This is a genomic window from Streptomyces sp. NPDC055140, assembly GCF_053607285.1.
In genome coordinates, this window is the sequence record NZ_JBSGTG010000010.1 from 237,749 (window position 1) to 249,222 (window position 11,474).

An 11,474-nucleotide genomic window follows, 5' to 3' on the forward strand; every position below is an offset into this window, starting at 1 on the left:
AGTCGGGCCTTCCTGGACGGGGGCGGAGGCTGGAGGGTCGGGGCGGAGCTGGACACCGGAAGGCGTCCCGTTCCATTATGTGCGTATGAGCGCACGCATGCACCTATCACCTGCGCACGGTGCGCACCCGCAAGACCCGAGCGACGAACAACTGGCCTACGCCGCCGATCTCCTCGGCCTCCTCGCCGACCGCACCCGTCTCGTGCTGCTGCACACGCTCGGCAGTGGCGAGGCGGATGTCACGACGCTCACCGAGACGTGCGGCGCGGCGCGCCCCGCCGTCAGCCAGCACCTGGCGAGACTCCGTCTCGCGGGCCTGGTGACCGCCCGCAAGGAGGGCCGCCGCATGGTCTACGCGCTGCCCGACGGGCATCTGCGACGCCTGGTGAGCGAGGCGCTGAACCTCGCGGACCATCACCTCGGATCCCCGTCCGCCTCGCGCGGTGCGGCCGCACCCTTGGAGTGAGGGGGCGGGGAGGTCCGGTTGCCATCAGAACGACGCCGCCCGGAGGGCGCTTGAAAGCCACGGGCTCATCTCCGCCCCGATCCGCCGATGCGACCTTGACGGTGACGTGGTGTCAGTTCCCCGCCGGTGCATCCTGGTCGAGTACGTACAGCTCCGGCAGGTTGACGACGATCGCCTCCTGTGTGCTGCGTGCGATCACGACGACCGCCTCTTCGTCCGGGCTCGGGTTCTCCTCGCGGTGCGGGACGTAGGGCGGCACGAAGATGTAGTCGCCGGGTGAGGTGCGCAGCCTGACTTCCTCCGGGGTGCCGGTGGAGTCGTCCAGGAACACGAACTCCGGGTGGCCCTTCACGACATGGATCGCCGTCTCCGAAGCGCCGTGGTGGTGGTTGGAGGAGGCGGTGTCGGGGGCCACGTGCGTCTGGCCCATCCAGATGCGCTCGGAGCCGACCGTGCTGCCGCTGATCGCCGCGAACCGCCGCATGCCGCCGGTCTGCGCGGTGTCGCCGTCCAGTTCGCCCGCGCGGATGTGGTGGAGCCGGGCGCGGAGCGGCAGCGGCGCGTCATGGTCCGGGAGGTCGGGGTGGAACGCGTCGCGCTCGGGGGAGTCGCCGGGGTGTGAAGGTGTGGCCATGGCAGTCCTGCTCGTCGTGGGCGGGCCGTCGGCGGTGGCCCGGCGTGGAATGCGGGGGGCGCGCGCCGGTGTTGGTGCCGATGACGACGGAGATCGAGGTGCTCGCGGCTCGCTCGGTGCCGTGCTGCGAACGCTCAAGATCTTCGGCCGACCGTAGAGAGCCGGTCGAATGGATGTCAAGATGTGTCCATTGTCGCCGCCCCGGCCTTCGCACCCTTGGTACGGCCCTCGCGGGCCCGCCGGAGCCGGGGTTCGGGCGTGGGGCGCGGCGCGAGCCGGACGTGACGGAAGATTCGGGAAGACGGTGCACATGCAAATCTCGGCGAAGGCGGACTACGCGGTGCGGGCGCTCGTCGAACTCGCCGCGGACAGCGCGCGACCCCTCACCTGCGAGGGGATCGCCTCGGCGCAGGGGATCCCGTTCCGGTTCCTCAAGTCCGTGTTCCGTGACCTGCGTTCGGCCGGCCTCGTGCGCAGCCAGCGCGGCTGTGAGGGGGGCTACTGGCTCGGCCGTGAGGCGGACGCGATATCGGTGGCCGAGGTGATGACCGTGGTGGACGGCGAGTTCTTCACGGTGCGCGGCGAACGCCCGGACAGCCTCGGCCGTTCGGGCGCCGGCCGCAGCGTGAGCGATCTGTGGAGCGACGCCGAGTCGGCCGCGTACGCGCTCTTCGGGCGTACCACCGTAGGGGACCTGGCGCGGGGCGGCGCCCAGGCGCGGGGCGCGACCACCGCCGTGCCGGCGTGAACGGGCCGTCGCCGCGCACGCGGCCGGAGGCGAAGGCGTCCGGCGCGCCACCCGTCGTCACGGTCACCGAGTACACCGACCCCGCCTGCCCGTGGGCCTGGGGTTCGGAGCCCGCCTTCCGGCTGCTGCGCCAGGGTCTTGCGCCCCGCCTGGAGTGGCGTCGCGTCTACGGGATCCTGTTCGACGAGGACGACGACCCCGCACCCGACCCGGACGCCGAAGCCCGCTGGTACGAGGGGTTCGTCAAGGGTGTGGCCGCGCACACGCGGGCGCCGTACGCCGCCCGGCTGCACTGGCTGACGCGGACGAGCTGGCCGGCCTCGGTCGCCGCGAAGGCGGCGCGGGATCAGGGTGACGCGGTGGCCGAGCGGGTGCTGCGCAGACTGCGGGAGACGACGTTCGTGCTCGGCAGGCCCGCGGACACGGCCGAGGGTGTCGCGGCGGCGGTGAGCGGAGTGCCGGGCCTCGACCTCGACCGCCTGCTGAGCGAGCCCACCGCGACACGTGCTCGCGCCGCGGTCCGGGAGGACCGGGCCGAGACCCGTCGGCCGTTGCGCGAGGTGTGCGGCCTCGAAGGCGAAGGGCCGCACCCGGGCGGGGCGAAGGAGGTGGGGGAGGGGCTGCGGTACGCGCTGCCGACGCTGCTCTTCGACGGCCCCGGCGGTCGCGTCTGCGTCCCGGGATGGCGTCCCCTGGACGAGTATCTGGACGCCGTGACCACCGCCGCGGGTGAGCCACTGGCTCCTCCCGCCCGGCTGACCGCACGCGAGGCGCTGGACCTCTGGCGCAGCCTCACGCGGCCCGAAGTGGAACTCCTGACCCACGAGCGCACCCCACCGCCGTACGCGGTCGAACTGGCCACGGCGAACGGCCCGGTGTGGCTCCACCCCGACGAGGCCGACACCCACCCGGCGCTACGTCCTCACGCCCTGCCGTAAGGCGAGACCCTCGTCGGACCGCTGCACGGGCCGTCCCCTCCGTGGCAGGCCCAATTGCCTGATGAGCCCTGGCGGTTCGGGCAAAGACGCAGGTCGCCGGGGTCTCGGCCAATGAGACACCTTTTGGTGTCCATTGACAGGGCCGTGCCGTGGGCGTGAGGATGCGGACATGCATTCATTGCACCCCGGCGTGGTCTGCCGCTACGTGGACTATCGGCGCACCTCCAGCGCACTCTGTCACTGACCCGGCCGTCGCCCGCGGTCTCTTTTGGCGCCGCACCTGCCACGGCAGGTTCCTGAGCGCCGTCATCTCACGACGCCATCGCCGGATCCGGAACGGTCACTCAACTCGCTCTCTTGAGAGGCGTGTTGGGGCGACTCGCCCTGAGCGCTCGCTCCCGCGTGCTCGCTGCTCTCCCGCTTCGGGTGTCCCGTTCCGCGTCCTGATGTGACCCCTTGATCCGGCGTACCGCCGCACGAGGCACTCCGCCCTGCCCTGTTCCGCCCTCCCCTCTCCTCCCGTCATGCCCGCTTCCCGCGCCCCTGCGCGGTCCGGCACGGCCGAGAAAGGTGCGCACCCATGCCGCAGCCGCCCTCCCTCACCCCTCACACGCCACCCGCCGGCGCGGGAATCGACCGGGCACGACCCGCGCTCGGCCGCAGGTCCTTCCTCGGGCTCACCCTCGGCGCCGGCGCCTCGCTGGCCCTCACCGCCTGCGGAGGTGAGTCCACCTCGGCCGCCGGAACCGCGCAGGGAACACTCAAGTGGGGCTGGGACCTGCCCACTTCATGGGACCCGGTCACGTCGTCCGCGGGCTGGGACGTCCACTCCCTCTCCCTCGTCTACGCGGGCCTCACCAAGCTCGACGAGAAGGGCACCGCCGTACCGGCCCTGGCGAAATCATGGAAGTACAACAAGGAAGGCACCGTCGTCACCTTCACCCTGCGCGAGGGCCTCAAGTTCAGTGACGGTTCTGTGCTCGATGCCACCGCCGTGAAGAAGAGCATCGAGCGGGGCCGCGACTACGAGAAATCGCTGATCGCCGCGCAGCTCACCGGCGTGAAGAAGGTGACAGCAGTCGACACGCACACGGTCGAACTGAGCCTGGCCGCCCCCGACTTCCAGCTGCCGGCCCTCCTGGCGGGGAAGACCGGCATGGTTGTGAACCCGAAGGTCTTCGACACGGACGCCGCGAGCCTCGCGACGAAGCCCTCGGGCGCGGGCCCCTACACGCTCGTCTCCTATGTGCAGAACGCCAAGGCGGTGCTACGCCGGAACGCCGGCTACTGGGACGCGGGCCGGATCAGGACACCCAACTTCGAGCTGTATCCGCTGCCCGAGCCCTCGACGGTCGTCGCCTCGCTCACGTCGGGGCAGTACAACGTCGCGCAGATACCGGGCAGTCAGGTGAAGGCCGCCAAGGCCGCGGGCCTCGAGGTGCAGGTCATCCCGTCCATGGTGGTGGCCGTGCTCGACGTCCACATCGGCAGGAAGCCGTTCGACGACCCGGATGTCGCCCTCGCGCTGAAGTACGCGATCGACCGCGAGGAACTCCTGAAGACGGCGTCGTTCGGCTACGGCGAAGTGACCCGGCAGCCCTTCCCGCGTGGATACGCGGGACATGACGACGCCCTCGACAAGCTGTTCCCGTACGACCCCGCCAAGGCGAGGGAACTCCTCGCCAAGGCCGGCCACGCCGACGGGCTCGAGATCAAGCTCGCCGCGCAGAAGGCCGAGGGTGTGCCCGAGCTGATCCAGGCCCAGCTGAAGAAGGTCGGCATCACCGCCACCATCGAGACCGTCCCCGCCGACCAGGCCACCCAGATCGTCTACATCCAGCGGCAGAAGGCCCTGTACGTCGACCAGTTCGCCGGGCGCGACGCCGCGACGCAGGCCTTCCAGGTGCTGTTCGGCAAGGAGGGTCTGATGAACCCCGGCCGCACCGTGTCGCCCGAACTGGAGAAGGCGCTCGACACCGTGCGCCGCACACCCCTCGACTCACCGGACTACCCCGAGGCCCTGCAGAAGGCCACCGGCATCGCCGTACGCACCATGCCGAACGTCTTCCTCTACACCGTCCCGCGCATCCTCGCCCGCAACCGCAAGGTGTCCGCCATCCCCTCCTACCCCGTCGTCCAGCGGTTCGAGGGGGTCACCGTCTCATGACCGCCCCGACTCCGACGGCCGCCGGGACGACACCCCGGACGCACCCCCTGCGGGCCCGGCTGGCCGCCGCGCCCCGGTCGGTGGGCCGCGTCGCGGCGACCACGGTCACCGTGTTCCTGCTCGCGTCGCTCCTGACCTTCGCGCTCGGCGCCCTCTCGGACGCCAACCCCGCGGCGGCGGTGCTGGGCGACCTGGCGACCCCGGCCGACATCGCCCGCATGGAGGCACAGTTCGGTCTCGACCAGCCCCTCGCCACGCAGTACCTGACCTGGCTGGGGCACGCGTTCACCGGCAACCTCGGCGTCTCCTGGTTCACCGGCGTTCCCGTGGCGGACAGCATCACGCAGGCGCTCCCCGTCGACCTGTCCATCGCCGGACTCGCGCTGCTGCTCGCCGTGGTCATCGGCGGCGGGGCGGGCATCGCGGCCGCCCTCGACAACGGCGGAGTGATCGACCGGACCGTCACGCTGGTGTGCTCCGTCCTCGCCACCCTGCCGCCGTTCCTCATCGGCATCGTGCTCATCGTCGTCTTCGCGGTGCAGTTCGGGGCGCTGCCCACCGGCGGCTACGAACCACTGGGCGCCGGAGCCGGCCAGTGGCTGCGCTACGCGATCCTGCCCGCCCTCGCCCTCAGCCTCGACGCCGCGGCCTCCATCGCCCGACAGCTGCGCACCTCACTCGTCGGAGCGCTGCGCGAGAACTATGTGACGGGCGCTCAGATGCGCGGGTTCTCCGCCCGCCGCGTCCTGTTCGGACACGTCCTGCGCAACGCGGCGGGGCCCGCCCTGACCGTCCTCGGCGTCAGCGTGCCCGTCATCCTCGGCGGCGCCGTCGTCACCGAGAAGATCTTCAACCTGCCCGGCATCGCCCAACTCTCACTCCAGGCGGCCGAGAAGCACGACATCCCCGTCATCCAGGGAACACTCCTGGTCACCGTGGCAGTCGTCCTCGTCGCCAACATCGCGGTCAACGCGCTGCTCGCCGCACTCAATCCGGCCGCGGCGCGGCGACAGTCCGGCGGGCGCAGGTCGGCGCCGGACCGAGGGGGCGCGGCATGAAGGTCCTGCGCCGCACGTGGCGTCTCCGCTCGGCCCGCATCGCCGTGGCCGTCCTCCTGCTCGTCGCGTTCCTCGCCGTGGCGGGTGGCGCGGTCGCCCCGCACGACCCGCTGGCCCAACATCCCACCGACATGCTCCAAGGGCCGGGCGCGGGACACCTGCTGGGCACCGACTACCTCGGACGCGACGTGCTGAGCCGGCTCCTCGAAGGCACCGGGCTCTCCCTGGCCGGTGCGCTGGAGTCCGTCGGCGCCGCGATGCTCCTCGGCATCATCCCCGGCCTGGCATCCGTATGGCTGGGCCGCACGGTCGAATGGACCGCGCAGCGCGCCGCCGACACCCTCATGATCATGCCGTTCACGGTGTTCGCGATCGCCGTGGTCGGCGCGCTCGGCAACGGCATGCACCAGGCGATGCTCGCGCTCGGTGTCCTGTTCGCCCCGCTGTACTTCCGGGTGACGCGCGCCGCCGCGCTCGGCCTCAAGCAGGCCCAGTTCGTGGAGGCGGCCGAGCTGATGGGCGCCTCGCGCCGCTGGATCCTCCGTACCCACGTCTGGGGCAAGGTCCTGCCGACGATCGCGGTCACCACCGCCCAGACCGTGGGACAGGCCCTGCTGGTCGTCTCCTCGCTGACCTTCCTCGGGCTGGGCGTCCAGCCGCCCGCGCCCACCTGGGGCGGCATGCTCGCCTCCGACCTGGGCTATCTCGCCCAGCAGCCGTGGGCCCCGCTGATCCCCGGCGCCGCCATCATGATCACCGTGGGGGCGCTCAACATCCTCGCCGACGCGATCCGGGACGGCGACGCCTCCCGTCTCCCGACCGACGCGGCTCAGCCGGCCCCCGGCCCCGTACCCGTACGTGACGACGGCCGGACCGCCGAAGCCGAGCACCGTGACCAGAAGGAGGCGCAGGACCATGTCGCGACCGTCTGAGAAGTCACCCGCCGATCTCGTCCTCGGCGTCGAAGGCCTCGACGTGAGCGTCGGTACGGGCATCCGCGCCGTACGCGACGTGTCCCTGGGAGTGCGCCGCGGCGAGGCTGTCGGCCTGGTGGGGGAGTCCGGCAGTGGCAAGACCCTGACCTGCCGCTCCGTCCTCGGTGTACTGCCGCAGGGCTGCCGCGTCACCGGCGGCAGGATCACACTCGCAGCCGCCCACGGCGGCAACGACCACGACTACGAGCAGATAGAGCTGACCGCTCTGGCGCGCAAGCAGTGGGACGCGGTACGCGGCCGCCGCGTCGCCGCCGTGTTCCAGGACCCCGCCTCGTACCTCAACCCCTCGCTGACCGTCGGACGCCAGCTCGCCGAGCAACTGCGCGTCGGGCAGGGGCTGTCGCGCACACAGGCACGAACCCGGGCCCTCGAACTGTTCGCGGCCGTGGGCCTGCACCGCCCCGCCGACCTGTACAACCAGTACCCGCACGAGCTGTCCGGCGGCATGCTCCAGCGCGTCCTCATCGCCATCGCCGTCTCCTGCGCGCCGGAACTGCTCATCGCGGACGAGGCCACCACCGCCCTGGACGTCGTCATCCAGGCCGAGATCCTCGAGCTCCTGCGCACCCTGCGCGAGGAGCGGGGACTGGCCCTGCTCCTGGTCACCCACGACCTCGCCGTGGTCGCCGAGACCTGTGACCGTGTCGTCGTCATGTACGCGGGCGAGATCGTCGAGGACGGTCCCACCGCCGACGTGCTCGCCGCCCCCGCCCACCCGTACACCGAGGCACTCCTGAAGGTGGCGTCGCTCGGCGACTGGGGGCGCCGCGACCTGGAGGTCATCCCCGGCCGTCCGCCCGAGACCGGCGCCGAGACGGCCGGCTGCCGCTTCGCGGACCGCTGCGCCTACGCGGACGCCGCCTGCGGCGCGGGACCCGTCGCCCTGCGCACCCGCGAGGACGGCCGCCGCTCCCGCTGCCTGCGCCCGCTCGCGGCGGCCGACCCCGTCACGGCAGCCGCCGAAACGACCGTAGGAGTCCCCGCATGAGTACCGCAGTGGAGAGGGGCCGACAGGCCGACACCGAAGCGGAGTCGGCGGCCGTCCTGGAGATCGAGGGCGTCAGCGTGTCCTACGGCCACCGAGGCGGAACACGCGGCGCCGCCCGCCGTACGCGCGTCCTCGCGGACGTCGACCTGACCGTGCGGCCCGGCGAGATCGTCGGCATCATCGGCGAGACCGGATCGGGCAAGACGACCCTGGCCCGCGCCACCGTGGGGCTCGTGGAGCCCGACCGCGGACGCATCCGGTTCGAGGGGCGCGACCTCACCGGCCTGCGCGGCCGCGAGCTGCGCGCCTTCCGCGGGCAGGGGCGCGTCCAGTACATGTTCCAGGACCCACTGCGTTCGCAGGACCCGGACCTGACGGTGCGGCAGATCGTGGCCGAACCGCTTGCCGCCGTCGGCGCGCTCGACCGCCGGGAGAGGGCGGTCAGGGCCGACGAGGCGCTGTCCCTGGTGGGCCTGGACGCCGAGGCCGTCGGCGGCCGCACGCCGGGGCAGATCTCCGGCGGGCAGCGCCAGCGCGTCTCCCTCGCCCGCGCCGTCGTCACACGGCCCCGGCTGCTCCTGAGCGACGAGCCCGTCAGCGCCCTCGACGCCTCCAACCGCAACCTCGTCCTGAACCTCCTCGACCGGCTCCGCCGCGAACTCGGCCTCGCCGTCGTCGTCATCTCGCACGACCTGAGCTCGCTCGCAGGGATCGCCGACCGGGTCGCCGTCCTCTACCGGGGGCGGCTCGTCGAGCAGGGGCCGATCGGCCGGGTACTGGAGCACCCGAGCCACCCGTACACCGCACTGCTCACCGCGTCCGCGCCCAGCGTGCGCCGGGAACACCGGCTCCTGCCCGCACAACTCCGAGCCCCGGCCGGACGGGCGCCCCTGCCCGACGACGAAGGCTGCGTCTTCGCCCCGCGTTGCCGCTTCGCCACCGCCGAGTGCCGCGTCGAGCCGGCCCGCGCCGACGTGACCGGCACCCGTGTCGCGGCCCACACCGTCGCCTGCCACCACGCCGACTCCTGGCGCGACGACCTCAACTGACCTTCGCCGCCCACCCCTTGCCCCCGGAGCACACCACCATGCCCATCGAGTTCATCGGCATCGCCGCCACCCAGGAGACCAGTGAGAGCGGCGCCGGGACACCCCCGGCGGCCCGCGACGGCATCTCCGCCCAGACCGAGGCCGGACACGCGAGCGGCCCCGTCGTCCAGCCCGCGTACCTGCGCGAACTCGCCCGCGCCCACGAGGAGTCGGGTTTCGACCGTGTGCTCGTCGCCCACTCGTCGGCGAGCCCCGACGGGTTCACCGTCGCCGACCAGATCCTCACCCACACCGACCGCCTCGGCGTGCTGCTCGCGCACCGCCCCGGCTTCGTCGCCCCTACGCTCGCGGCCCGAAAGTACGCCACACTCGACGCCTTCCACCCCGGACGCGTCGCCCTCCACGTCATCACCGGAGGAGACGACGCCGACCAGGCCCGGGACGGTGACTTCAGTGACAAGCCGACCCGCTACCGCCGTACCGACGACTACTTGAACGTGGTCCGCAAGGAGTGGGCCGCCACCGACCCCTTCGACCACGAAGGCGAGTTCTACCGGGTCAAGGGCGGCTACTCCGCCGTACGGCCCGCCACGCCGGTGCCCGTCTACTTCGGCGGTGCCTCCGCCGACGCCGTACGGGTCGGCGCGAAGCACGCCGACGTGTACGCCTTCTGGGGCGAACCCCTCGCCGGCATCGCCGAGCGCATCCGCGAGGTGCGGGCCGCCGCCGCGCCGCACGGCCGCAGCCCCCGGTTCAGCGTCAGCCTGCGCCCCATCCCGGCGGCCACCGAGACCGAGGCATGGGAACGGGCCGGGGAGATTCTGCGACTGACGAAGGAGCGGGCGGGCGAGGCCCGCAAGGCGTTCTCCCTCGACCACAGCGAACAGCGCGGCTCCCAGCGGCTCCTGGAGTACGCGGCCCAGGGCGACGTGCACGACAAGCGACTGTGGACCGCCATCGCGAAGACCACCGGTGCGGCCGGCAACTCGACGGCGCTGGTGGGAAGTTACGAACAGGTCGCCGACTCGCTCCTCGACTACGTGGCGCTCGGCGTCAGCACCCTGCTGATCCGAGGCTTCGCGCCCCTTGCCGATGCCCGCGACTACGGCACCCTCATCGGCCTGGTCCGCGCGGCGAGCGCGCGCACCACGAGCCCCGCCGCCCTGGAGGACCCCGTGGTGCCCGCATGACCCCCGCCCCCGGCGGCCCCCTGCCGCCGGCCCCGGCGCTCGCGCTTCCGCCTCCCGACCTCGACCGCCTGCCGGGCATCACCCGCCAACTCGCCGCCCGAGCCGCCGAACACGACCGTGACGCGACCTTCCCCACCGACGGGTTCGCGCTTGTCCACGACGCCGGGCTCCTCACCGCGACCGTCGCGGCGCGGCACGGCGGATCCGGCGCGGGTCTGGCCGATACCGTCCGTATTCTGTGCGCCCTCGGTGCGGGAGACCCGGCCGTCGCCCTGGTCACGGCCATGACGCTGTTCGTGCATGCGGCGGAGGGCCGTGCGCCCGGGTGGCCGCCGGCCGCGTACCGCGAACTCCTCGCCGAGTCGGCGGCGGGCCCCGCCCTCGTCAACGCGCTGCGGGTGGAACCCGAACTCGGCAGCCCCGTGCGCGGCGGGCTGCCCGCCACCACCGCGCGCCGCGCCGGGGACCACTGGCTTCTCACCGGCCACAAGATCTACTCGACGGGAGCCGTCGGCCTCAGCCGCATGCTGGTCTTCGCGCGGACCGACGAGGACCCCGTACGTGTCGGCACGTTCGTCGTTCGCGCGGGCAGCCCCGGGGTCACCGTAGAGCCGACCTGGGACCACGTGGGTCTGCGCGCGAGCCGCAGCGACGACGTCCTGTTCGACGACGTGCGGGTCCCCGTCGCCGACGTCATCGGCCTCGCCACCCCGGGAGCCGTGCCCGGCGCCCGCCCCGACGCCGTCACCGGCGCCTGGAACGCGCTGGGCCTCACCGCGCTCTACCTCGGCGTCGCGTCCGCGGCCCGCGACTGGCTCATCGGGTTCCTGCACGAGCGCGTACCCACCGCCCTGGGCGCTCCGCTCGCCGGCCTGCCCCGCTTCCAGACGGCGGTCGGCGAGATCGAGACCGCTCTCACCGGCGCCGGCACTCTTGTCGACGCACTCGCCGCCCGGGTCGACGCGGGCGACGAACAGGCCGCGGTCCAGGCCGGGATGGCCAAGGTGACCGGGACCCGCGCCGCCGTCACCGCCGTCGAACAGGCCCTGGCCCTCACCGGCAACCACGGGCTCACCCGCGCCAACCCGCTGCAACGCCACTACCGGGACGTGTTGTGCAGCCGCGTCCACACACCCCAGGACGACTCCGTCCTCCTCGCGGCGGGCCACGCCGCTCTCGACCGCGGCGCAGCCCCTGCCCCCGCCCGCACCTCCGCACCGAAAGGCCCCTACCTGTGACCA

Annotated in this window: 11 protein-coding genes; 10 read left to right on the forward strand and 1 reads right to left on the reverse strand. The window is 72.7% G+C overall.

Going from position 1 to position 11,474, the window contains the following annotated elements:
- Positions 1-85 precede the first annotated feature (85 nt).
- Complete coding sequence (locus ACWFR4_RS21340) at positions 86-466, forward strand: ArsR/SmtB family transcription factor (RefSeq protein WP_453466838.1); 381 nt, start codon at positions 86-88, stop codon at positions 464-466.
- 112 nt (positions 467-578) lie between these two features.
- On the opposite strand, the gene ACWFR4_RS21345 is transcribed toward ACWFR4_RS21340, so the two are convergent.
- On the reverse strand, positions 579-1,100 hold the full coding sequence (locus ACWFR4_RS21345) for a cupin domain-containing protein (RefSeq protein ID WP_453653954.1): 522 nt from the start codon (positions 1,098-1,100) through the stop codon (positions 579-581).
- Positions 1,101-1,410: 310 nt separating this feature from the next.
- Here ACWFR4_RS21345 and ACWFR4_RS21350 point away from each other — a divergent pair, with 310 nt between their 5' ends.
- The 9 genes from ACWFR4_RS21350 (at position 1,411) to ACWFR4_RS21390 (ending at position 11,471) form a co-directional block, all read left to right on the forward strand.
- On the forward strand, positions 1,411-1,848 hold the full coding sequence (locus ACWFR4_RS21350) for an RrF2 family transcriptional regulator (protein WP_453653956.1): 438 nt from the start codon (positions 1,411-1,413) through the stop codon (positions 1,846-1,848).
- Positions 1,845-2,786 (forward strand): DsbA family oxidoreductase, encoded by a 942-nt coding sequence (locus tag ACWFR4_RS21355; RefSeq protein WP_453653958.1) that lies wholly within the window; start codon positions 1,845-1,847, stop codon positions 2,784-2,786. The genes ACWFR4_RS21350 and ACWFR4_RS21355 overlap by 4 nt, the downstream gene beginning before the upstream one ends.
- 580 nt (positions 2,787-3,366) lie before the next feature.
- Positions 3,367-4,953: an ABC transporter substrate-binding protein gene (locus ACWFR4_RS21360; RefSeq protein WP_453466846.1), complete on the forward strand. Its 1,587-nt coding sequence runs from the start codon at positions 3,367-3,369 to the stop codon at positions 4,951-4,953.
- A complete protein-coding gene (locus ACWFR4_RS21365) occupies positions 4,950-6,011 on the forward strand; it encodes an ABC transporter permease (protein WP_453653960.1) in 1,062 nt (353 codons plus the stop codon). The genes ACWFR4_RS21360 and ACWFR4_RS21365 overlap by 4 nt, the downstream gene beginning before the upstream one ends.
- Positions 6,008-6,943, forward strand: a complete 936-nt coding sequence (locus ACWFR4_RS21370) for an ABC transporter permease (RefSeq protein ID WP_453466850.1) — start codon at positions 6,008-6,010, stop codon at positions 6,941-6,943. The genes ACWFR4_RS21365 and ACWFR4_RS21370 overlap by 4 nt, the downstream gene beginning before the upstream one ends.
- A complete protein-coding gene (locus ACWFR4_RS21375; RefSeq protein WP_453653962.1) occupies positions 6,927-7,994 on the forward strand; it encodes an ABC transporter ATP-binding protein in 1,068 nt (355 codons plus the stop codon). Before ACWFR4_RS21370 ends, ACWFR4_RS21375 begins: the two co-directional genes overlap by 17 nt.
- Complete coding sequence (locus ACWFR4_RS21380) at positions 7,991-9,043, forward strand: ABC transporter ATP-binding protein (RefSeq protein WP_453653964.1); 1,053 nt, start codon at positions 7,991-7,993, stop codon at positions 9,041-9,043. The genes ACWFR4_RS21375 and ACWFR4_RS21380 overlap by 4 nt, the downstream gene beginning before the upstream one ends.
- A gap of 38 nt (positions 9,044-9,081) precedes the next feature.
- Complete coding sequence (locus tag ACWFR4_RS21385; RefSeq protein WP_453653966.1) at positions 9,082-10,233, forward strand: LLM class flavin-dependent oxidoreductase; 1,152 nt, start codon at positions 9,082-9,084, stop codon at positions 10,231-10,233.
- Positions 10,230-11,471, forward strand: a complete 1,242-nt coding sequence (locus tag ACWFR4_RS21390; RefSeq protein ID WP_453653968.1) for an acyl-CoA dehydrogenase family protein — start codon at positions 10,230-10,232, stop codon at positions 11,469-11,471. Before ACWFR4_RS21385 ends, ACWFR4_RS21390 begins: the two co-directional genes overlap by 4 nt.
- Positions 11,472-11,474 lie beyond the last annotated feature (3 nt).

Excerpts from the sequence above, each read along its gene's own strand:
- ACWFR4_RS21360 (WP_453466846.1), top strand. The coding sequence starts at position 3,367 with ATGCCGCAGCCGCCCTCCCTCACCCCTCACACGCCACCCGCCGGCGCG.
- ACWFR4_RS21390 (WP_453653968.1), top strand. The coding sequence starts at position 10,230 with ATGACCCCCGCCCCCGGCGGCCCCCTGCCGCCGGCCCCGGCGCTCGCG.
- ACWFR4_RS21350 (WP_453653956.1), top strand. The coding sequence starts at position 1,411 with ATGCAAATCTCGGCGAAGGCGGACTACGCGGTGCGGGCGCTCGTCGAA.
- ACWFR4_RS21340 (WP_453466838.1), top strand. The coding sequence starts at position 86 with ATGAGCGCACGCATGCACCTATCACCTGCGCACGGTGCGCACCCGCAA.
- ACWFR4_RS21370 (WP_453466850.1), top strand. The coding sequence starts at position 6,008 with ATGAAGGTCCTGCGCCGCACGTGGCGTCTCCGCTCGGCCCGCATCGCC.
- ACWFR4_RS21345 (WP_453653954.1), bottom strand. The coding sequence starts at position 1,100 with ATGGCCACACCTTCACACCCCGGCGACTCCCCCGAGCGCGACGCGTTC.
- ACWFR4_RS21385 (WP_453653966.1), top strand. The coding sequence starts at position 9,082 with ATGCCCATCGAGTTCATCGGCATCGCCGCCACCCAGGAGACCAGTGAG.
- ACWFR4_RS21365 (WP_453653960.1), top strand. The coding sequence starts at position 4,950 with ATGACCGCCCCGACTCCGACGGCCGCCGGGACGACACCCCGGACGCAC.
- ACWFR4_RS21375 (WP_453653962.1), top strand. The coding sequence starts at position 6,927 with ATGTCGCGACCGTCTGAGAAGTCACCCGCCGATCTCGTCCTCGGCGTC.
- ACWFR4_RS21380 (WP_453653964.1), top strand. The coding sequence starts at position 7,991 with ATGAGTACCGCAGTGGAGAGGGGCCGACAGGCCGACACCGAAGCGGAG.